The 20785-nt window shown below is 68.2% G+C and carries 16 protein-coding genes and 1 pseudogene; 8 read left to right on the top strand and 9 right to left on the bottom strand.

Translation table 11 applies throughout. The features are described from left to right. Positions 1-7 precede the first annotated feature (7 nt). The 3 genes from ACTWP9_RS08690 to ACTWP9_RS08680 all read right to left on the bottom strand — a co-directional run bounded on the left by ACTWP9_RS08690 (position 8) and on the right by ACTWP9_RS08680 (position 2717). The gene (locus ACTWP9_RS08690; protein ID WP_443245419.1) at positions 8-1063 is read right to left on the bottom strand and encodes a carbohydrate ABC transporter permease; all 1056 of its coding nucleotides are present in this window, start codon (positions 1061-1063) and stop codon (positions 8-10) included. Between the two features lie 68 nt (positions 1064-1131). Then, positions 1132-2556 (bottom strand): N-acetylglucosamine/diacetylchitobiose ABC transporter substrate-binding protein, encoded by a 1425-nt coding sequence (ngcE, locus tag ACTWP9_RS08685; RefSeq protein ID WP_443245418.1) that lies wholly within the window; start codon positions 2554-2556, stop codon positions 1132-1134. A gap of 26 nt (positions 2557-2582) precedes the next feature. Further along, positions 2583-2717 (bottom strand): hypothetical protein, encoded by a 135-nt coding sequence (locus ACTWP9_RS08680; RefSeq protein WP_443245417.1) that lies wholly within the window; start codon positions 2715-2717, stop codon positions 2583-2585. A gap of 254 nt (positions 2718-2971) precedes the next feature. Between ACTWP9_RS08680 and ACTWP9_RS08675 the strand changes: the two are divergent. From ACTWP9_RS08675 to ACTWP9_RS08660, 4 genes and pseudogenes are all read left to right on the top strand, one after another. Continuing rightward, a pseudogene (locus ACTWP9_RS08675) lies at positions 2972-4965 on the top strand (GH92 family glycosyl hydrolase); the annotation flags it as partial. Positions 4966-5262: 297 nt separating this feature from the next. After that, positions 5263-5751, top strand: coding sequence for a hypothetical protein (locus tag ACTWP9_RS08670; RefSeq protein ID WP_443245416.1), 489 nt, complete (start codon positions 5263-5265; stop codon positions 5749-5751). Positions 5752-5760: 9 nt separating this feature from the next. After that, a complete protein-coding gene (locus ACTWP9_RS08665; RefSeq protein ID WP_443245415.1) occupies positions 5761-8001 on the top strand; it encodes a hypothetical protein in 2241 nt (746 codons plus the stop codon). Next, positions 7946-8572 (top strand): hypothetical protein, encoded by a 627-nt coding sequence (locus ACTWP9_RS08660; RefSeq protein WP_443245414.1) that lies wholly within the window; start codon positions 7946-7948, stop codon positions 8570-8572. Before ACTWP9_RS08665 ends, ACTWP9_RS08660 begins: the two co-directional genes overlap by 56 nt. Before the next feature lie 65 nt (positions 8573-8637). Here ACTWP9_RS08660 and acnA read toward each other — a convergent pair whose 3' ends face one another. Then, the gene (acnA, locus tag ACTWP9_RS08655) at positions 8638-11358 is read right to left on the bottom strand and encodes an aconitate hydratase AcnA (RefSeq protein WP_443245413.1); all 2721 of its coding nucleotides are present in this window, start codon (positions 11356-11358) and stop codon (positions 8638-8640) included. Between the two features lie 362 nt (positions 11359-11720). Here acnA and ACTWP9_RS08650 point away from each other — a divergent pair, with 362 nt between their 5' ends. After that, on the top strand, positions 11721-13250 hold the full coding sequence (locus tag ACTWP9_RS08650) for a helix-turn-helix domain-containing protein (protein ID WP_443245412.1): 1530 nt from the start codon (positions 11721-11723) through the stop codon (positions 13248-13250). 209 nt (positions 13251-13459) lie between these two features. On the opposite strand, the gene ACTWP9_RS08645 is transcribed toward ACTWP9_RS08650, so the two are convergent. Further along, entirely contained in the window at positions 13460-13753 is a 294-nt protein-coding gene (locus ACTWP9_RS08645) for a DUF3303 family protein (protein ID WP_443245411.1), read from the bottom strand. Between the two features lie 231 nt (positions 13754-13984). Next, complete coding sequence (locus ACTWP9_RS08640) at positions 13985-15187, bottom strand: MFS transporter (RefSeq protein ID WP_443245410.1); 1203 nt, start codon at positions 15185-15187, stop codon at positions 13985-13987. An 89-nt stretch (positions 15188-15276) separates the two neighbouring features. Here ACTWP9_RS08640 and ACTWP9_RS08635 point away from each other — a divergent pair, with 89 nt between their 5' ends. Next, on the top strand, positions 15277-15813 hold the full coding sequence (locus ACTWP9_RS08635; RefSeq protein ID WP_443245409.1) for a CGNR zinc finger domain-containing protein: 537 nt from the start codon (positions 15277-15279) through the stop codon (positions 15811-15813). 68 nt (positions 15814-15881) lie between these two features. On the opposite strand, the gene ACTWP9_RS08630 is transcribed toward ACTWP9_RS08635, so the two are convergent. Together ACTWP9_RS08630 and ACTWP9_RS08625 are read right to left on the bottom strand one after the other, a co-directional pair. Continuing rightward, entirely contained in the window at positions 15882-16310 is a 429-nt protein-coding gene (locus ACTWP9_RS08630) for a RidA family protein (protein WP_443245408.1), read from the bottom strand. Beyond that, positions 16307-17557 (bottom strand): acyl-CoA dehydrogenase family protein, encoded by a 1251-nt coding sequence (locus ACTWP9_RS08625; protein WP_443245407.1) that lies wholly within the window; start codon positions 17555-17557, stop codon positions 16307-16309. Before ACTWP9_RS08625 ends, ACTWP9_RS08630 begins: the two co-directional genes overlap by 4 nt. Before the next feature lie 187 nt (positions 17558-17744). Between ACTWP9_RS08625 and ACTWP9_RS08620 the strand changes: the two genes are divergently transcribed. Together ACTWP9_RS08620 and ACTWP9_RS08615 are read left to right on the top strand one after the other, a co-directional pair. Then, positions 17745-19472: an AMP-binding protein gene (locus tag ACTWP9_RS08620; RefSeq protein ID WP_443245594.1), complete on the top strand. Its 1728-nt coding sequence runs from the start codon at positions 17745-17747 to the stop codon at positions 19470-19472. A 132-nt stretch (positions 19473-19604) separates the two neighbouring features. Then, a complete protein-coding gene (locus tag ACTWP9_RS08615; protein WP_443245593.1) occupies positions 19605-20417 on the top strand; it encodes a PaaX family transcriptional regulator in 813 nt (270 codons plus the stop codon). Between the two features lie 129 nt (positions 20418-20546). On the opposite strand, the gene ACTWP9_RS08610 is transcribed toward ACTWP9_RS08615, so the two are convergent. Then, on the bottom strand, positions 20547-20774 hold the full coding sequence (locus ACTWP9_RS08610) for a DUF3099 domain-containing protein (RefSeq protein WP_443245406.1): 228 nt from the start codon (positions 20772-20774) through the stop codon (positions 20547-20549). Positions 20775-20785: the final 11 nt, after the last annotated feature.

Genomic DNA, 20785 nt, shown 5'->3' with positions numbered 1-20785 from the left:
CCGTTTCTCAGTACTCGACCTGGTCACGGCGCCCGATCCTCATCACGATCAGCGTGAAGAGCATGCTCAGTGCCAGGAGCACCACGCCGATGGCCGTGGCGTAGCCGAACTGGCCTTCCCGGAAGCGCTCGTAGAGGTAGACGGGGGTGACCTTCAACGCGTGCTTGGGCACCATGATCAGCACGACGGCGAAGGCGTCCAGGGCCTGGATGCCCATATAGATCCAGCCGGTGCGTACGGTGTCCCAGATCAGCGGCAGCGTGACCCGGAAGAACGTGGAGATCCGCCCCGCGCCGTCCAGCAGCGCCGCCTCGTAGATGTCCCTGGGGATGGCACCCATCGCGGCCGAGAAGAGCACCACGTAGAAGCCGACGAAGCTCCAGGCGATCACCGCCATCGTGGCGAACAGCGCCAGTTTGTAATCGCCGCCCAGCCAGCGCTGTTCCAGGCCGTCCAGCCCCACGGCTCCCAGCGCCCCGTTCAGCAGGCCGCTGCGCGAGCTGTAGACCTGCTGCCAGACGACCGCGATCAGCGCGATGGAGAGCACCTGCGGAAAGAAGTAGACGACCTTGTAGAACGAGGAGCCGAAGACCCCCGAGATGGCCTCTCCCCTGCGGTGCCGCCCGCCCGCGGTGATCATGTAGGCGAAGAAGATACCGAGCGCGAGGGTGATCAGTGGCACGATCACCATCAGCAGCAGACTGCTTTCGAGGGAGTCCCAGAACTTCTGGTCGTTCCACATCTTCACGTAGTTGTCGCCGCCGACGAAGTTCGCCGAGGCGCCGCCGGCCCAGTCGGTGAAGGAGTAGTAGATCGCCTGGAAGAACGGGGAGATGACGAAGACCGCGTAGAAAGTCAGCGGCAGTACGAGAAAACCGACGATGAACCGGTACTTGTCCAGCGTGCGGTATCTGCGGTCGTAGCGGACGCGCTCCGGGGTGAATCGGGGCGGCAGCAGAACTGCCACGATGAAGGCCATTTTGTCGCCCAGCGGCAATTTGCGCCACGGGACCGTCTTCGGTGTCGAGGGCCCGCTTTTGGCCGGCCGTATCTCAGTCGTCACGTCGCTCTGCTCTCCCCCGCCCCGGACCGGGCGGTCTCCCGGCCCGGGGCTGCCGCTGCCGCTGAAGGTCAGGCCTTCTTGATCTTTTCGACGTCCGGGTCCTTGGCCACCCGGTCGGCCGCCTTCTGCATGGTGTCCATGGCCTGCTTGACCGACATCTCGCCCATCATGAACTTGCCCGCGACGCTGTTGAAATCGTCGTCGAACAGCTCCGAATACCATTCCTTGAAGAACGGAATGACGACGTTCTTGCCCGCCGCCTTGACCGCCTTCTGCGAACTGTCGACGCCCGGCGGCAGATCCATTCCGTCGATGGCGCCCTTGACCGCGGGCATGGAGGAGACCTCACGGAAGAAGTTCTGCGCGGCCTTCTTGCTGTACATCATCCGCATCCACTCCAGGCCGCCCTGCCGGTTGGTGGCCTTCTCCGGGATGACGAAGGGCTCACCGGGCGGCGCGTAGAGGGTGCCGAACGGCAGGGCGTCGCCCTTGTCGAGCGACGGCGTGGCGCCGACGGCCATCTCGAAGTCCTTGGGCGTGGTGTCCTTCGCCTCGTTCTCCACCCAGGAACCGTTCGGAATGAAGACGGCCTTGCCCTTGGTCCAGGCGGTCTGGGATTCGATGTGCCCCTTTTCCCCGTCGAATCCGAGCAGTACGTACTTCTTGGCCAGCAGCTCCTCGTACGCCTCGAACACGGCCTTGACCGCGTCGCTCTTCCAGGCGTTCGGCTCCAGGTAGTCCATGGCCTCCAGCTGCTTGCGGCCACCGGCCTGGCCGAACATCGCGTACATGCTGAAGAACATGTAGCGCGGGTGGCCGCCCGCGTACGTCCAGCCGTGGATGCCCTTCTTCTTCGCCTTCTTGCAGACGTCGAGCATCTCGTCCCAGGTCTTCGGGTATTCGACCTCCAGCGTGTCGCGGAGCATCTTCTCCGAGTACCAGATGCCGTAGACCGTCTGAGCGATGTTGAGCTGATAGCAGGCGTCACTGCCGAACTGCCCCATCTCGACCACGCCGGGAACGAGGGTGTCGCGGACCTTGACGTCCGGGTCGTCCCAGCTCGGCGCGTCCAGCAGCTCCGTCACATCGGTGACCTGCTTGTTCTTGACGAGTTTGGCGATGTTCATGTCGTCGGCGCCGGAGTTGTTGATGACGTCCGGCGGGTCGCCCTTCACCAGCCGCGGCTGCGTCTGGGTGGCGATCTTCTCGGTCTTCTTCTGGTTGACCTTCGCCTTGGGATACTTCTTCTCGTACATGTCGCTGACGAAGCGCGCGTATTTGTCGTCGTATCCGCCGTTGAAGATATACGTCGCAAGAGCGGCGTCCTCTTTGACGGAGAGCGGATTCTTGGCCGACTTCTTGCCCTTCTCGGCCTTGTTGTCGTCACCGCCGCCCGTGGCGCAGGACGTCAGCGAGCCGAGGGCCGGCACGGCGAGCAGTCCGGCCGCGGTGGCCTTGACGACGTTGCGACGGTTGACGCTGTTGGTTCCCATGCTCAAGTCCTCGCCTTCTCCAGGACTCAGGCGGTGTACCGGTCTCCCGTCAACTCGCCACCGGCGAAGGGCCCGACACCGCGGGTCAGTTCAAGCTGGGTGGTGCGGATCTTGCGGATGGTGCGCCAGTGATACGGCGCCCGCGCGCGGGCACCGTTCAAGGTGCGGACAGGTATAGTCCACTCTTCGCCACCTCGGCAAGATCAAGAACGCTCCGGCCCGGCATCTTTCCCGAGTTGAGACCTGTGCGGATTTCCCCTTCTTCCGATATCTCCAACTCCCTTGACAGCCCGGGGTGTACGTACGCTACTGGTCGCCGAAAATGACAGCCTGGCAACGTTGTCCAGCCTGTTGAGAGGTCCACGTACGCCGCAACCCGCTGCCCCGGTTCGGTCACCATGCCCGGCGGTCCGCGTTCGACGCACCCGTCACCGGCGGCAGCAAGCGGTCGGGCGGCGGCAGCAAGGACGCCCGGGCTATCTGCGTTTCGCCCCCGGCAGCGACCGCACCGTCACCAGGCGGATTGCCACCTCACTGATCAGCGTCGACCAGGCGAAGGCCAATCTGCGCGCCGAGATCCCGACCGACCGCTCTTTCGCGCAGGTCAAGCAGCGGGCGCAGGCGCGGTGGGACGAGCTGCTGGACGTCATCGAAGTCGAGGGCGCCACCTCCGACCAGCTCACCACGCTCTACTCCAACCTCTACCGGCTCTACCTCTACCCCAACGCGGGCCACGAGAAGTCCGGCGGGCGGACCCGGTACGCCAGCCCGTTCTCGCCCGCCGAGAAGCCCGATACGCCCACCGAGACCGGGGCGAAGTCCGTCGACGGCGAGGTGTACGTCAACAACGGCTTCTGGGACACCTACCGGACCACCTGGCCCGCGTATGCGCTGCTATCAAGCAGGCGGGGAAGATGGCCGACGGCTTCGTGCAGCAGTACAAGGACGGCGGCTGGATCTCGCGCTGGTCCTCACCCGGCTACGCCGATCTGATGACCGGCACCTCCTCCGACGTCGCCTTCGCGGACGCGTACCTCAAAGGCGTCGACCTGGACGCGGAAGCCGCCTACGACGCCGCTGTCAAGAACGCCACCGTCGCGCCGCCCGACCCGGGCGTGGGCCGCAAGGGCATGGCCACCTCCCCCTTCCTCGGCTACACCAGCACCGGCACCAAGGAGGGCATGTGCTGGGCGCTGGAGGACTACCTCAACGACTTCGGCATCGCGAACATGGGCAGAGCGCTGCGAGAAGACCGGAAAGAAGCGGTACCAGGAGGAGTCCGCCTGCTTCCGCCAGCGCGCCCGGAACCACGTCCACCTCTTCGACAAGAAGACCGGCTTCTTCCAGGGCCGTACCGCCGACGGCTCCTGGCGACTGCCGCCCGGTGCGTACGACCCGCGGGCGTGGGGCTACGACTACACCGAGACGAACGGCTGGAACTTCGCCTTCACGGCGCCCCAGGACACCCGGGGCCTGGCCAACCTCTACGGCGGCCAGCCTGCCCTCGGCAAGAAGCTGGACCGCTACTTCGCCACTCCGGAGACGGGTGAGGAGAAGTACGCCGGCAGCTACGGCAGCGTCATCCACGAGGTGACCGAGGCCCCCGACGTTGGGATGGGCATGTATGGGCACAGCAACCAGCCCTCGCACCACATCGCGTACCTGTACGACGCGGCCGGGCAGCCGTGGAAGACGCAGGCCACCGTCCGCGAGGCACTCTCCCGGCTCTACGTCGGCAGCGAGGCGGCAGGGCTATCCGGGCGACGAGGACAACGGGGAGATGTCGGCCTGGTACGTCTTCAGCGCGCTGGGCTTCTATCCGCTGGTCATGGGCTCCCCCGAATACGCGGTCGGCTCCCCGCTGTTCACCAAGGCCACCGTCCATCTGGAGGGGGGCGTGATCTGGTGATCAAGGCGCCGAAGAACAGCGCCAAGAATGTCTACGTCCAGAGGCTGAAGGTCGACGGCAAGCGGTGGCGCTCCACCGCGCTGCCGCACGAACTGCTGGCCGACGGCGGCACGCTGGAGTTCGCCATGGGCCCGAAGCCGTCGAAATGGGGCTCGGGCCGCGGCGCGGCGCCGTCGCCCCTGACCAAGGGCGACAAAGTGCCCGCACCCCAGGGCGATGTCACCGAGCCCGGTGACTCTCCACTGCTGGACGACACCTCGGGCACGGCCGCCGAGCTCACCGACGCTCCGGTCACCATGCGCAAGGGCGCCCGCGTCACCTCGTACACCCTCACCTCCGAGGACCAGGACATGGCGCCCGGCAGCTGGCGGCTGGAGGGCTCCCGCGACGGCAAGCGCTGGCACACCCTCCCCCACCCCGGCCGCTACCCCAGCTACCGCCTGGTCCCGGCGAAATCCGGAGGCCGACTCGCGGAGCTCGAACTTCTGGGCAGGGACTGACCATTCAGGCGCGACAGACGCTGTCTCGGGCAAGGTACGTACTGCGCGGTCAGGGGAGTTGAACTTCCGGTACGGCTCGTTCCTGCTCGTCGGAGCGCCTCGTCGCCTGGATCACCACAGGATGTCCGGAATGCTCGCGCTCTACTTGCGTGCGTCCCTGGAGCCTTCGGCGGATCTCCTGCCTCACCGGGTCATGCACCCCCTACAATCCGTTGCTCGGGGGATGACAAAGGGTGAGCGGTCGCCGCCGAGCCACTGCCGCTGACCGACAACCGACACAGAGCACCAGGGGGGCGAATGACGTTCGATGAGGAGTGGGCGGGTCTCAAGTCCGGAGCGCAGAAGGAGTCCTCTCCCCACATGAGACTCAACGGCTACAACGCGGAGAACCGACAGTCCCCGGATGGCAACTACACCCCAAGTCTCACTGTTCACCAGGACGACCTGGGGGACGTGGGTAAAGACGCCTACAAACTGCACCGCCAGCTCCAGAAGTGCGCCGACATTGACGGCAAGGGACTCGACGGCTCTGGTCACAGCACCACTGACCGAGCTGCGCGAGAACTCGACCAGCATGACTTCCGGATGGGGAAGGCCCTGCGCACGGTGGTGAAAATGTGGGACACGCAGCGCAGGACACTGCAACAGGGCTGCGCGCGCATCTCCAACCACCTGGATTACACCAAGGCAACGCACGCCAAGGAGGACGCGGATATCGCCGCCTCCCTGAAGTCACCAAACGGGAAACCGACTTCCACCTCCGCGATCTACAAATGGATCAAGTAAGGGATAACCATGGCTCGACTCACCTGGCGCAGCGTCTACCAGGTCGACCTCGGTCCCTTGAAGTCGGCGATCGCCCAATGGGACACCATGGTTGGCAAGCTGGACGACGCGGCCACCGAAGCACACAGCGGCATGCTCAAGAAGGCGAACAAGGCCCGATGGGCTGGTGTGAACGCGGATGTGACTCGCCCCTTTGTCAAGGCAATCGCGGACGAGGTCACAGACGCCCACACCCAAGCCAGGGATCTCCACAAGGAGTTGAGCGCCGCATACGACGCACTGAAATCCGTCCAGGACGAGTTGCAGACAAAAGTCGATGCCGCGCGACGCAAGGGCATTGAGATCTCGGATGGCAAGGATGGGCAGATTCTCTGCAAGTATCCGCCACAGCCCGGTCACCAGAACGAGGTTGTCTCGGAGGAGAGACGCAAGGAGCTCAAGACTCTCGGGGAAGAACTGGCGGACCTGGTCGCTCGGGCAGACAGCCGGGACTCCTACACAGCAGGCATTCTCGCCCAGATCCACGGCAACGATCCCCACAACTTTGCGAAGAACGGACCGATCGACAAATACAAGGCCAAACAGGCTTTGACCATTGCCAAGAAGGGCACCGAGGCGAGCAACAAGGAGATCCGCGAACTGGCGGAGCTCCTAAAATACAACAAGGACAACCCGACCTTCAGTCACACCTTTTTCAAGGGACTCGGGGGCCCGAAGGAGACACTCGAATACTACGCCAGAATGTCCATCGACAGCACGGGGGATCCAGGGAAGTCCCGCCTCAACGCCGTACAGGACCTCCAGCGGCACCTGGGACCGACTCTCGCCACTGCAACGGACCCCGACCACAAGGGTTATCTGAACTGGGGGCCTGAGTTCCGACGCCTCGGCGCGAAGGACATCCACATCGACGGGCTCGGCTTCAAACCCAAGGGCTATCAACTCCTCGGAGGAATCCTTCGTTACGGGAACTACGACAAGAAGTTCCTCACCCCCATCGCCGAGCATGTCGTGCAACTTCAGCACGACCGCCCCAAGGGCTACTGGAACAGCCCTTCCGGCCCCGACATGCAGTTCGGGCTCGACCCGAACGGGAAGAAGAAATCCGGATACGATCCCGTGACCAGCGTGTTGGAAGCACTTGGGCACAGCCCTGAGGCTTCCGAGGCGTTCTTCTCGAAGGACCCCAGCGATGAGCCAGTCGATGGCTACGACGAAAACGGGAAGATCGACCCGGGGAAAAACATCAACTACAGCTACCTGAGTGAGCTGACCAGCAAGGATTACCACTGGAACAATGACGGTGCCTCCCCTGTCCGAGGTGAACGGGTGCTGGGCGGCAAGGACGCCCTGGGGCATGCGCTTGAGTCCGCCACCATCGGCACTCCGTACGACCGCCCCGGGCAGGCCGCCCCGGAACATACACCAGCGCGGGCAGACATCGTGCGCAGGATTACCGAGGCCGTGGATGATAACCACGACTTTGTTTCCCGAGACATCAGCGACAGCATGGGTAAAATCTCGGCAGAATACATGCCTGAGATCAATCAGGCGATGGCAGCAGGAAGCAAGCGGAGCAACGAGGGATTGTTCCTGGTTGAACATTCGGTTCCCCTGAAACAAGAAGCCACCGCTCGTTTTCTTGATGCTGTTGGACGTCACCCTGAAGGACACGCAGAAGCCACCTTGGGTGCACAGGGATACCAGGCTGAGCTGATGCGCGAAGTGGTGCACCACCCCGACAAGTTCGACGGGCAATCAGCCGCGAACATTCGAGGAATAACCTACAACGGCGGCACCATCGAAGGAATACTCGGCTCGGCTCGACACGACGCCATTCAGGTCGATGGACAGGCGACCGAAAAGGAATTCAACGAAGCGGTTGAAAAGCGCGGGGAATGGGCTAAACAAGCTATCGGCGTGCCGCTGGGAGCAGCGGCCGAAAGATTCCCTGTCGTCGGCGAGGTAATCACCGGTGCCACGGAAGGAGTGGTCGACTCCGTGGTGGAAAGCCACAAGAAGAACACTTTGGAACAGGATGCGGCCAGCGGGGCAGCCGTGTCTTTCGATACACGGCAAGAGGCAGAGCGGTGGGGTCAGCAGGCTGTACGAGAAGCGGGATATCCACCAGGAGTGGATCACGCAACCTTCAGCAGGGGCATTGCGCGAGACGTTACCGAAGGATACGACCACGGTGAAAAAATCAGAGAAAATGCCTTCGATAATAAGGCGCGACGCTCTTCGGACTGAAGCGGCGAGCTCACTGAAGATAGCCACCGCTGCTCTGCTGGCTCTGGCGCTCGTGTCCGGGTGCGGTGAACCGGAGCGGGAATACCAGGTGCCCAGCAGTCTATGCGGCGCAAAGGTGGATCCGGAGAAGGTCGAGCCCTTCCTGCCTGGCGGAAAGGAGGTCAGCGAGAAGGAGTCGCCAGGTCCAACAGATAAGGTCGGCCTCGGCTGCAGATTGAGCGTGGACGGCGATGAGGAGTTGGAGATCAGCGGGTCGTGGGTGCTGCGGAAGGACTTGAAGATTCGCGGATACGATATCAATGACCCCACTCGCCTCAAAGGTGGGAAGCACATCGTCGGGGAAAGGGCAGCAGCATCTCATTTCCCGTGCCTCAACCCGAAGGCGCGCCTCGGCACGCGGACTCCCCCCGGCGAGAAGCACAAGACGGTACCGGCCGACACTTACCTGATCGAAGTCGAAGCGCGGCACGAGCCCGAAGACCCGGAAGAGAGCAAGAAGGCCATGAAGCGCTTTATCGTTCCCTTCTCCGAGGCGGTGAAGAAGCAGCTTCCGTGTCAGGCCCCAAAGTAGACGAAACGACGGGCCGCACCCCTGCCGGGGTGCGGCCCGTCGTCGTACGGCCCGAGCGGCTGATGTCAGTCGCGGATGAGCGAGCGCAGGACGTACTGGAGGATGCCGCCGTTGCGGTAGTAGTCGGCCTCGCCGGGGGTGTCGATACGGACGGTGGCGTCGAACTCCACGCCGGTGTCCGTGGTGACCTTCACGGTGGCCGGGATCTCACCGCCGTTGAGCGCGGTGATGCCGGTGATGGAGAAGGTTTCCTCGCCGGTCAGGCCCAGGTCGAGGGCGGAGCCGCCGGAGGGGAACTGCAGCGGGAGGACGCCCATGCCGATGAGGTTCGAGCGGTGGATGCGCTCGTACGACTCGGCGATGACGGCGCGCACGCCCAGCAGCGCGGTGCCCTTGGCCGCCCAGTCGCGGGAGGAGCCGGAGCCGTACTCCTTGCCCGCGAGGATGACCAGCGGGGTGCCCTGCGCCTGGTAGTTCTGCGAGGCGTCGTAGATGAAGGAGACCGGGGCGCCTTCCTGGGTGAAGTCGCGGGTGAAGCCGCCCTCGGTGCCCGGCGCGATCTGGTTGCGCAGCCGGATGTTGGCGAAGGTGCCGCGGATCATGACCTCGTGGTTGCCGCGGCGCGACCCGTAGCTGTTGAAGTCGCGGCGCTCGACACCGTGCTCGGTCAGGTACTTGCCCGCCGGGGTGTCGGCCTTGATGGCACCGGCCGGGGAGATGTGGTCGGTGGTGACCGAGTCGCCCAGCTTGGCCAGTACCCGGGCGCCGGAGATGTCCTCGACCGGGGCCGGGTCCATGCCCATGCCCTCGAAGTACGGGGGCTTGCGCACATAGGTGGACTCCGGGTCCCACTCGAAGGTGTTGCCGGTGGGTACGGGGAGCGCCTGCCACTGGGCGTCACCGGCGAAGACGTCGGCGTAGTCCTTGGTGAACATCTCCTGGCCGATGCAGGACGCGACGACCTCCTCGACCTCCTGCTCGGAGGGCCACAGGTCGGCCAGGTGGACCGGGTTGCCGTCCTGGTCGGTGCCGAGGGCCTCGGTGGTGATGTCCACCTTCATCGAGCCGGCGATGGCGTAGGCGACCACCAGCGGCGGGGACGCCAGGTAGTTCATCTTGACGTCCGGGTTGATCCGGCCCTCGAAGTTGCGGTTGCCGGACAGGACGGAGACGACGGCCAGGTCGTTGTCGTTGACGGCCTTGGAGACCTCGTCCGGCAGCGGGCCGGAGTTGCCGATGCAGGTGGTGCAGCCGTAGCCGACGAGGTTGAAGCCCAGCTTGTCCAGGTAGGGGGTGAGCCCTGCCCGGTCGTAGTAGTCCATGACGACCTGGGAGCCGGGGGCCAGCGTGGTCTTGACCCAGGGCTTGCGGGTCAGGCCCTTCTCCACCGCCTTCTTGGCCAGCAGCGCGGCGCCGACCATGACGTACGGGTTGGAGGTGTTGGTGCAGGAGGTGATGGCCGCGACGGCGACGGCACCGTGGTCGATCTCGTAGGTCACCCCGTCAGGGCCGGTGACCTGGACCGGCTTGCTGGGCACTCCGTCGGAGACGGCCGGCGCGTCGGAGGCAGGGAAGGATTCCTTGCCCGCCTCGTCGGTGTCGACCTCCGAGACGTAGTTGACGACGTCCTCGCCGAACTTGTGCGCGGCGTCGGCCAGCGCGATGCGGTCCTGCGGGCGCTTCGGGCCGGCGATGGAGGGGACGACCGTGGACAGGTCCAGCTCCAGGTACTCGCTGTACTCCGGCTCCTGCGCCGGGTCGTGCCACAGGCCCTGTTCCTTGGCGTACGACTCGACGAGCGCGAGCTGCTCGGCGCTGCGGCCGGTCAGCTTGAGGTAGTTGATGGTCTCCTCGTCGATCGGGAAGATCGCCGCGGTGGAACCGAACTCGGGCGACATGTTGCCGATCGTGGCGCGGTTGGCGAGCGGCACGGCGCCGACGCCCTCACCGTAGAACTCCACGAACTTGCCGACGACGCCGTGCTTGCGCAGCATCTCGGTGATGGTGAGCACCAGGTCGGTGGCGGTGGTGCCGGTCGGCAGTTCGCCGGTGAGCTTGAAGCCGACGACCCGCGGGATGAGCATCGAGACGGGCTGGCCCAGCATCGCGGCCTCCGCCTCGATGCCGCCGACGCCCCAGCCCAGGACGCCGAGGCCGTTGACCATGGTGGTGTGCGAGTCGGTGCCGACCAGGGTGTCGGGGTACGCCTGACCGCCTCGGACCATGACGGTGCGGGCCAGGTGCTCGATGTTGACCTGGTGCACGATGCCGGTGCCGGGCGGGACGACCTTGAACTCGTCGAAGGCGGTCTGGCCCCAGCGCAGGAACTGGTAGCGCTCGCGGTTGCGGCCGTACTCCAGCTCGACGTTCTTCTTGAACGCGTCGGAGGTGCCGAAGGTGTCGGCGATGACGGAGTGGTCGATGACCAGCTCGGCCGGGGCCAGCGGGTTGATGCGGTCGGCGGCGCCGCCCAGCTCCTTGACGGCCTCGCGCATGGTCGCCAGGTCCACGACGCAGGGCACGCCCGTGAAGTCCTGCATGATCACCCGGGCGGGGGTGAACTGGATCTCCTGGCTGGGCTGCGCCGCGGGATCCCAGTTGCCGAGCGCGCGGATGTGGTCGGCGGTGATGTTCGCGCCGTCTTCGGTACGGAGCAGGTTCTCCAGCAGGACCTTCAGGCTGTACGGCAGCCGGGCGGAACCCTCTACTTTGTCCAGCTTGAAGATTTCGTACGACTCGTCGCCCACCTGCAGCGTGCTGCGGGCGTCGAAGCTGTTCGCCGACACGACAGTCTCCTTCAGTGCCTTGAGTGCATCGGCCGCCGGTGCGCTATGGTGAGCGGAACACGAAGTTAGGTAAGCCTTACCAATCCCTACCGACGCCAACCCGTTCCCGCTCTGCGACAGCGACCGCGACGTATGCCGTCGCCAGTTATCTCGATGTCGAGATAACTCTAGTACACGACCGCCCGCCGGTCATGCGCTGCCCCCGGGTGCCCCTCGCGCGGCGCGCCGACACATGCACGGGATGACCGCCGGGCTGCCCGATTGCAAGCCGACTGTGGCATTCGGGCGGTTGCCCGGACGCCACACGCGCCCTCCGACCCCCGGACGCGTGACTATCTCAGATCTGAGATACGGTTTCCCCCATGACCGACGACTACCTCGCACGAATCGGCCAGTTGATCCGCGATGCCCGTCAGCACCGGGGCTGGACGCAGTCGCAACTCGCGGAAGCACTCGGCACCAGCCAGAGCGCTGTCAACCGGATCGAGCGCGGGAACCAGAACATCAGCCTTGAGATGATCGCCCGCATCTCCGAGGCGTTGGACAGTGAGATCGTCTCCCTCGGGTACTCGGGCCCGATGCATCTGCGGGTGGTGGGCGGTCGGCGGCTCTCCGGCAGCATCGACGTCAAGACGAGCAAGAACGCCTGCGTGGCCCTGCTGTGTGCCTCACTGCTCAACTCCGGCCGTACGGTGCTGCGTCGGGTCGCCCGCATCGAGGAGGTCTACCGCATCCTGGAGGTGCTCTCCTCCATCGGCGTACGCACCCGGTGGATCAACGGCGGTGCCGACCTGGAGATCGTGCCGCCCGCCGAACTGGACCTGGACTCCATCGACCAGGAGGCAGCGCGCCGCACGCGGAGCATCATCATGTTCCTCGGCCCGCTGCTGCACCGGATGGACCGCTTCCGCATTCCGTACGCGGGCGGCTGCGACCTGGGCACCCGCACGGTCGAGCCGCACATGAGCGCGCTGCGCCACTTCGGCCTGGCGGTCACCGCGACCGAGGGCATCTACCACGCCGAGGTGGAGTCGGACATCGCCCCCAAACGGCCGATCGTGCTGACCGAGCGCGGGGACACCGTCACCGAGAACGCACTGCTGGCCGCGGCCCGGCACGACGGCGTCACGGTCATCCGCAACGCCTCGTCCAACTACATGGTCCAGGACCTGTGCTTCTTCCTGGAGCAGTTGGGCGTACGGGTCGAGGGCATCGGCTCGACGACGCTGACGGTGCACGGCGTGCCCGTCATCGACACGGACGTGGACTACTCGCCCTCCGAGGACCCGGTCGAGGCGATGAGCCTGGTCGCTGCCGCCGTCGTCACCGAGTCGGAGCTGACGGTGCGCCGGGTGCCGGCCGAGTTCATGGAGATCGAGCTGGCGGTCCTGGAGGAGATGGGCCTCGACTTCGACCGCAGCGCGGAGTACGCGGCCGACAACGGACGCACCCGGCTGACGGACCTGACGGTGCGGCCCTCCAAGCTGGAGGCCCCCATCGACAAGATCCACCCGATGCCGTTCCCCGGGCTGAACATCGACAACGTCCCGTTCTTCGCCGCGATCGCCGCCTCCGCGCAGGGCAAGACCCTCATCCACGACTGGGTCTACGACAACCGCGCCATCTATCTCACCGACCTCAACCGGCTCGGCGGCAGGCTCCAACTGCTCGACCCGCACCGGGTACTGGTCGAGGGCCCCACCCGCTGGCGGGCCGCCGAGATGATGTGCCCCCCGGCGCTGCGCCCCGCCGTCGTGGTGCTGCTGGCCATGCTGGCGGCCGAGGGCACCTCCGTACTGCGGAACGTGTACGTCATCAACCGCGGCTACGAGGATCTGGCCGAACGCCTCAACGAAGTGGGCGCCCAGATCGAGACGTTCCGGGATATCTGAGCGGCTTTCACGAAAATCCCGTTACTAATTAATCCCGTTACGAACGGTCCCGCACCCCCTTCAGAGCCGCACGGACGCGGGCCAGGAGGGGGTGCGGCAGTACGGGGGCGCATCGAGACTCCGCACCGCAGGCGCCGCCCCCGCGCCCCTTGCGGGGCGCGGCCCTCGATGCCGGATCCGGAGGTTGTCGGCCCGGTGGCGGAGGGACGTCAGCTCTTGACGGCGGCCATTCCGCGCTGGACGTCCTCCAGGTTCATCGCGGGCTGGACGGTGACCTCGGCGCCCATCTGCGAGAAGAACGGCTCGGTGAGGGGCACCATCTGCGACGGGTCGTCCATGTCGAAGATCAGCAGACAGCTCCGGTGCCCCCGCTCGGGGGTGAAGTAGGCGGCTTCGGGCTGAAGTCGCTGGATGATGGAGCTGAGCACGTCGCCCATCCTGCCGCTCTCGATCAGCTCGTTGCCCTTCTCCGTGTCCACTCTGGCCTTCAGCAGCATGCGCATGATGCGGTCTCCTCGCGGGTCTGGGTTCCGGCCCCTCGCGGGTCGTGGTGCCGGGCGATCTCACCCTCTCCCGCCCGGCACCGGCACGCGACAGGACAGCGCCCATGGGGGTGACCGAGCGTCAGGTCGGATGGAAGCGCTGCGGATCGTACGGTGCCGGATCCGGGCAGCCCGGGTACCCCGGCGGCAGCTGCGGGAGTGCCCCCAGCGTCCACCGGTACGGCCCGAGGGTCAGGCGTCGACGCCCGGCCGCTCCGGACTCGTGGCCCGGTGGCCGAACACCCGCAGGAGCGCCGCCGCGGCCAGGTGGAGGGCGGCGACGAGGAGAACGAGGGCCGGGGGCGGGAGCTCGGCGAGGGCACCGACCGAGGCGGTACCGGCCGCTGCCGCGGCCAGCTTGAGCCCGGCGCCCAGGGTGAAAACCTGGGTGCGGGCGCCCTCGGGAGCGTGGTCGGCGCGGATCCGCAGGGTGGCGGTCAGCAGTGGGCCGTCGCCCAGCCCCGCGAGGGCGAACAGCGCGACGGTCCATGGGAGGGACGGGGCCAGGGCTGCGCCCGCCAGCGCGGCGGCGGTCACCAGCAGACTGAGCAGGGCCAGCCGCTCCGGTCCTGGCGCGCGGCGCCACCGCGACAGTCCCAGCGCGCCGGCGAGCCCGCCCACCGCGAACGCCGTCAGCAGCACCCCGCCCCCGCCGGGGTCACCCCGCTCCCTCGCGAGCAGCACCGCGATGACGGGGAGTCCGCCGACACCGAGGAAGGCCACACAGGTCGAGAGGGTGATGGCACGCAGCTGCGGGGTGAGCCACAGGGCGCGGATGCCGGTGGAGAGTTCACCGAAGCCGAGCGCTCGTGTCCGCGGGGTGCTCCGATCGGCGGTGGGAAGCCGCACCGCGGAAAGCCGCTCCGCGGGGAACCGCAGCGTCGTGGAGAGGAGCGCCGCGCCGCCCGCCGAGGCTGCCAGCAGCACCGTCGCCAGGGTCGGCGAGGCGGCGGAGGCCGTGGCGCTGACGGCGGCCGGGGCGGTGAGGGCGGCGGCGTTGTAGGTGGTGGCGTCCAGGGCGTAGGCGCGGGTGCGCGGGAGGGCGGCCGGCAGGCTGGAGAGGCCACCGGTGACGACAGGCCCCATGCTGCCGCCGACCAGTGCGGCGCCGACCGTGAGCGGTACTGGCGCCCGACCCAGCGTCAGCCCCAGCAGGGCGATCGCCGCGCCGAAGAGGGCCAGCGCGCAGCCGTGGAAGAGGCGCCGGGAGCGGGCTCGTTCGGCCAGCGTGCCGACCAGCGGGGCCGCCACCGCGTGCGGTGCCAGCCAGGCGGCGAGCACGAACGCGCCCAGCGCCGGGCTGTCCGTCCGCTCCAGCGCGAGCAGGGCGAGCGCGATACCGACACCCTCGTCGGCGAGCCGTGCGAGGAAGGCCGTGGCCAGGTACGTCCCCATCGACGCGGCTCCCTCACTCCCGGTTGGTGCGTGTACGCCTCTGGGTGTAACGCCATTGGATGTAACGCCTTTTTTCTATAATGCGTTACATGGAGCAGCACGGCGAGCAGCTGATCGACCTCGCGAACGCCGTACGTGAGAATCCCGCGCTCCCCCGCGACGCGCTGGCGGCCCTCCTCGCCCGGCACGGCGAGACGGAGCGGGAGCTGCGCAGTCTGACCGCCCCCGCCGCGGCGGCACTTCGCCGTGCGGTGGCGGAGCTGACGGAGCGGGTGCTCACCGAGACCGACACCGATCGCGCGGCCGAGGCGCTCAACGCGCTGCTGGAGCGCTGCGCCGCCCGTCCCCGGCTGAGCAGACACGACGGCCACGCCTGGCACCTGCATGTCGACCGGGGCGACGACGCGAGCTGGGCGGACTGGTTCACCGCGGGCGCTGCGGTTGCTCTCGCCCGGCTGTTGAGCGAGCGCCGCGGCGTCGTCTGGGGCGAGTGCGCCGCCCCCGACTGCCGTCGGCTCTTTCTCGGCGGCGGCCCCGGTGCGGCGCGCCGCTACTGTTCGCGGACCTGCGCCACCCGTACCCGCGTCGCGGAGCATCGCCGCCGGCACGCCGCCGACTGCGGGTGAGCTGTCGCTGGTCGCGCAGTTCCCCGCGCCCCTTACGGGGCGCAGCCCCATGCCGGGCCACAAGACTGTTATGGCAGCACCGCGATGCCGTCCAGCTCGACCAAGGCTTCCTCGTCCCACAGCCGTACCGCTCCCACGACCGCCATCGCGGGATAATGGCGTCCTGCCAACTCACGCCAGATGTGGCCGAGTTGGGCGGCGTGTGCCCGGTAGCCGGGCACGTCGGTCGTGTAGACGGTGACCCGGGCCAGCCGACTCGGGTCACCCCCGCACTCGGCGAGGGCGGCCAGCAGATTGGTGAGGGCCGTCCGGAACTGGCCGGGGAGGGTGTACGCGGCGATACGGCCGTCGCCGTCCAGGGCTGTCTGGCCCGCGAGGAAGACCAGCCGCGAGCCGGTGGCCGTCACGGCGTGCGAGAAGCCGCGCGGCGGGGAGAGGTGTGCGGGGTTGACCCGGTGCAGGGCGCCTCCCGCGGTGGGTTCGGGGCTCGTGCTCATGCGTGCGGCCCTCCAGTCTGTCCCGTCTCCGTCGCGGCCCGGTCCAACTCCCTGTAGAGCTCCTTGGCGATGAGGGAGCGCTGCACCTCGCTGGCGCCCTCGTAGATGCGGGGTGCCCGCACCTCGCGGTAGAGGCGTTCGAGGAGGTGTCCGCGCTGGAGGGCGGCGGCTCCATGGATCTGGACGGCGGCATCCACCACGTACTGCGCGGTCTCGGTCGCCAGCAGCTTGGCCATGGCCGCGCGCCGCACCAGATCCGCACCGCCGTCACCACCGTCGCCGCCGCTGCTGTCGTACGCGCACGCCGACGCGTACACCAACAGCCGGGCAGCCTCCGTACGGGTCGCCATCTCCGCCAACTGGTGGGCGACGGACTGCAGATCGCGCAGGACGCCGCCGAACGCGGAGCGCCGCGCGGCATGCGTGAGCGAGGCATCCAGCGCAGCCTGCGCCATGCCGACGGCGAACGCGCCGACGCTGGGCCGGAAGAGGTTGAGGGTGCGCATGGCCACCCCGAAGCCGCCGCCCGGCTCGCCGAGGAGGTCGGCCCGGGTGACGCGTACGGCATCGAAGGTGAGGGTGCCGAGCGCGTGCGGCGCGAGCATGTCGAGCGGCTCGCCGGTCAGTCCGGGCCGGTCGGCCGGGACGAGGAACGCGGTCACTCCCCGGGAGCCGGGGGCCTCGCCGGTTCGGGCGAAGACGGTGTAGAAGTCGGCCCAGGGCGCGTTGGAGATCCACGTCTTGGTGCCGGTCAGCCGCCAACCGCCCGTATCGTCCGGGCCGCCCCTACCGCCGGCCTCCGGTTCGGCCTGAAGCTTCAGCGCCGCCGCGTCGCTGCCCGCCTCCGGCTCGCTCAGCGCGAACGCCGCCACGGCTTGTCCCGCGGCGACGGCGGGCAGCCAGCGGGCCCGTTGCTCGGCCGTCCCGGCATCCGCGACGGGCCCCGCGCCGAGTCCCTGGAGGGCGAGGGCGGTCTCGGCCTCCGGGCAGGAATACGCCAACGACTCGCGCAGCAGGCACAGATCGAGCGCGGCGACACGGCGCCACGGCGGCGCCCCGGGCACCACGCGGGCCAGCAGTCCGAGCCCGCCGAGCTCGCGGAGCAGCGCTCTGTCGACCTGTCCGGCCTCGCCCTCGGCGGCCGGCGGGGCGAGCTGTTCGGCACCCAGCGTGCGCAACCGCGCACACCAGGCGCGCTGTTCAGGTGTGAGCGCGAACGAGGACGTCGATGGCGGGGTGGTGGTCATGGGGGCTCCCCTCGGCCGTGGCCCGGTGCGGCCCGCACGCGCGGACCGCCGACTCCTGTCTATCGCGGACTGTTGACTGCCGTCACCAACGCGTTACGCTCGACGCCACTCGCCGCGCGGCACCACCGGCAGCCCGCCGCCTGCCGTCCGGCGTTCGGAAGGCCGCCCGCGAGGGGGTAGACCGGTGATGATTCCGACTCCGTCCGCGCACGTCGACACCTTCGTACGGGACCATCTGCCGCCGCCGGAACAGTGGCCGGTCCTGCTGCTGGACGATCCGGCCCTGGCCTACCCCGCCCGCCTCAACTGCGGTGCCGAGCTGCTGGACCGGACGATCGAGCGGCTGGGCGCCGACCGGCCCGCCTTCCACTCCGGCGGGCTGCCCGCGCCGGAGGGTGAGCCGCGTGCGGCAGCGCCGCTGCGCACCTGGTCGTACGGCGAACTGCGCAGCACCGTCGACCGGTTGGCGCACGTACTGACCGGCGAGCTGGGAGTGGTGCCGGGCAACCGGGTGCTGCTGCGCGGGCCGACCAGTCCTCAGCTGGCCGCCTGCTGGCTCGCGGTGATGAAGACGGGGGCCGTGGCGGTGACGGTGCTCGCGGCGCACCGGGCGGGCGAACTGGCCACGATCTGCCGGCTGGCCCGGGTCTCCCACGCGCTGTGCGACGCGCGGGCGGCCGAGGAACTGGCCAGGGCCGAGGTGCCGGGGCTGCGCACCGGGCTGTTCGGGGGCGGCCGTGCCGACGACGTCCTGCGGGTGGCGGCCACCAAGCCCGACCGGTTCGAGGCGGTCGCCACGGCGGCGGACGACGTGGCATTGATCGCCTTCACCTCCGGCACCACCGGTAGGCCCAAGGGCTGTGTGCACTTCCACCGGGATGTGCTGGCCATCGCCGACACCTTCGCCGCACGCGTGCTGCGTCCGCGCGGCGACGACGTGTTCGCGGGAACACCGCCGCTGGGCTTCACCTTCGGGCTGGGCGGGCTGGTGGTCTTCCCGCTGCGTGTGGGTGCCTCGGCGCTCCTGGAGCAATGGAGCGGCGCGGCCGGGACGTTGGACGCGATCGCGGCGCACCGGGTCTCGGTCCTGTTCACAGCGCCGACCGCCTACCGGGCGATGCTGGCGCTGCTGGAGAAGCCGCGGCCCGGCGGGGGCCCCTACGATCTCTCGTCGCTGCGCCGCTGTGTCTCGGCGGGCGAGCATCTGCCCGCCGCCACCTGGGAGTCCTGGTACATGCGGACGGGGCTGCGGATCATCGACGGGATCGGCGCCACCGAGCTGCTGCACATCTTCATCTCCGCCGCCGACGAGGCGATCCGGCCCGGCCGTACGGGTGTGCCGGTCCCGGGCTTCCAGGCGCGGATCGTCACGGAGGACGAGACGGGGGCGCTGGTGCCGGTGCCGGACGGCAGTCCGGGCCTGCTGGCCGTACGCGGCCCGGTCGGCTGCCGCTACCTGGCGGACGAGCGGCAGCGCAGCTACGTACGCGAGGGGTGGAACATCACCGGTGACACGTATGTACGGGACGCCGAGGGCTACTTCCGCTATGTCGCACGCGCCGACGACATGATCATCTCGGCCGGGTACAACATCTCGGGCCCGGAGGTCGAAGAGGTGCTGCTGCGTCACCCGGACGTATATGAGGCGGCCGTGGTGGGCCGTCCCGACGAGCGCCGGGGCCAGTCGGTGGTCGCGCACGTGGTACTCAACTCAGGCGTGACACCCGACAGCGGCACGGCGGAGCGGTTACGGCAGTTCACCAGGGAGGAGCTGGCCGCCTACAAGTGCCCGCGCCGGTTCGTCTTCGCGACGGCGCTGCCGCGCACCCCCACCGGCAAGCTCCAGCGTTTCCGGCTGCGGGAGCCGGAGCCCGAGCCGCAGCCTGGCGGCGGGCCGAGCGGACAGCAGCTCTAGAGTTACGGCGTGGTCCAGAACGTGTTTCCGCAGCTCGGCGAGGCCGCACCGGCCCCCGGAGCCGCACAGCCCGACGGAGCCGGACAGCCCGACGGAGCCGGACAGCTCCGCAAGCCCTCGCCCAGCTCCCTCATCCTCACCTTCTACGGCGCCTACGGGCGCGACCTGGAAAGCACAGGCACCGTAGAAGGCACTGTGCCCGTCGCCGTGCTCATCCGGCTGCTCGGCACCATGGGCGTGGACGCGCCGTCGGTCCGCTCGGCGGTCTCCCGGCTCAAACGGCGTGGGCTGCTGACGGCCGACAAGCCCGGCAGCAAGGCGGCCGGATACCGGCCCTCGCCCGCCGCCGCGCAGCTCCTCGCCGACGGCGACCGGCGCATCTACAGCCGCCCCGAGCCGGACGGCAACTGGCTGCTCGCCGTCTTCTCCGTACCGGAGAGCGAACGCGACCGGCGGCATGTGCTGCGCTCCCGGCTGACCCGGCTCGGATTCGGCAACGCCGCACCGGGGGTGTGGATCGCGCCCTCGCACCTGGAGGAGGAGACGCGGCACACGCTCGACCGGCTGGAACTGGCGCCGTACGTCGATCTGTTCCGGGGCAGCCACACCGGTTTCACACCCACCGCCGAGGCCGTGGCGCGCTGGTGGGACCTGGAGTCGGTCGCGGAGGGCCACCGTGCCTTCCTCACCGAGCACGAGCCGGTGCTGCGCCGCTGGACGCGGCGGAGCCGGGTGCCCGTACAGGCGGCGTGCCGGGACTATCTGCTCGCGCTGGACGCCTGGCGTCGGCTGCCCTACGCGGACCCGGGGCTGCCGTCGGCGCTGCTGCCCGAGCGATGGCCGGGCGAGCGCTCGGCGAAGGTGTTCTTCGCTCTGCACGAGATGCTGCGGGACGCGGGGTACGCGTATGTACGCGAGGTGTACGGGGAGGGCCTCCCTCGCTGAGGTGTTGCCCCGCCCTCCGTTTTTCCGGTGAGGGGGTGCTTTTCCGTTGAGGGGGTGCCCCTGCCCGTCGTCCGCGGGCTGCGGGTACATCGTGGCTGGTCGCGCCGTTCCCCGCGCCCCTTACGGGGCTCAGCCGCTGTGCCGGTCGGATGGGGGCGGCGGCTCGTCCCACCAGCGGTCGTCGGGCTCCCGCCGGTTGCCGATGATCACGGCGAGGGGCGGGAGGACCATGGCGACGGCACACATCCCGATGGCGGCGGGCACCGACCACAGCCGCACGAAGGACCAGGCGCTGACGAACAGCACCAGGCAGATGGCCATCAGCGTGAAATAGCGCCGCCGCCTCCGTGCGTACATATCTCCACCGT

Origin of the sequence: Streptomyces sp. 3N207 (assembly GCF_052246355.1) — a bacterium.
Classification (GTDB): domain Bacteria; phylum Actinomycetota; class Actinomycetes; order Streptomycetales; family Streptomycetaceae; genus Streptomyces.
Note: the sequence above shows the minus strand (reverse complement) of the source record. Positions and strands in the feature narration are given on the sequence as shown.

Excerpts from the sequence above, each read along its gene's own strand:
- ngcE (WP_443245418.1), bottom strand. The coding sequence starts at position 2,556 with ATGGGAACCAACAGCGTCAACCGTCGCAACGTCGTCAAGGCCACCGCG.
- ACTWP9_RS08670 (WP_443245416.1), top strand. The coding sequence starts at position 5,263 with ATGACGTTCGATGAGGAGTGGGCGGGTCTCAAGTCCGGAGCGCAGAAG.
- ACTWP9_RS08665 (WP_443245415.1), top strand. The coding sequence starts at position 5,761 with ATGGCTCGACTCACCTGGCGCAGCGTCTACCAGGTCGACCTCGGTCCC.
- ACTWP9_RS08650 (WP_443245412.1), top strand. The coding sequence starts at position 11,721 with ATGACCGACGACTACCTCGCACGAATCGGCCAGTTGATCCGCGATGCC.
- ACTWP9_RS08645 (WP_443245411.1), bottom strand. The coding sequence starts at position 13,753 with ATGCGCATGCTGCTGAAGGCCAGAGTGGACACGGAGAAGGGCAACGAG.
- ACTWP9_RS08640 (WP_443245410.1), bottom strand. The coding sequence starts at position 15,187 with ATGGGGACGTACCTGGCCACGGCCTTCCTCGCACGGCTCGCCGACGAG.
- ACTWP9_RS08635 (WP_443245409.1), top strand. The coding sequence starts at position 15,277 with ATGGAGCAGCACGGCGAGCAGCTGATCGACCTCGCGAACGCCGTACGT.
- ACTWP9_RS08630 (WP_443245408.1), bottom strand. The coding sequence starts at position 16,310 with ATGAGCACGAGCCCCGAACCCACCGCGGGAGGCGCCCTGCACCGGGTC.
- ACTWP9_RS08625 (WP_443245407.1), bottom strand. The coding sequence starts at position 17,557 with ATGACCACCACCCCGCCATCGACGTCCTCGTTCGCGCTCACACCTGAA.
- ACTWP9_RS08620 (WP_443245594.1), top strand. The coding sequence starts at position 17,745 with ATGATTCCGACTCCGTCCGCGCACGTCGACACCTTCGTACGGGACCAT.
- ACTWP9_RS08610 (WP_443245406.1), bottom strand. The coding sequence starts at position 20,774 with ATGTACGCACGGAGGCGGCGGCGCTATTTCACGCTGATGGCCATCTGC.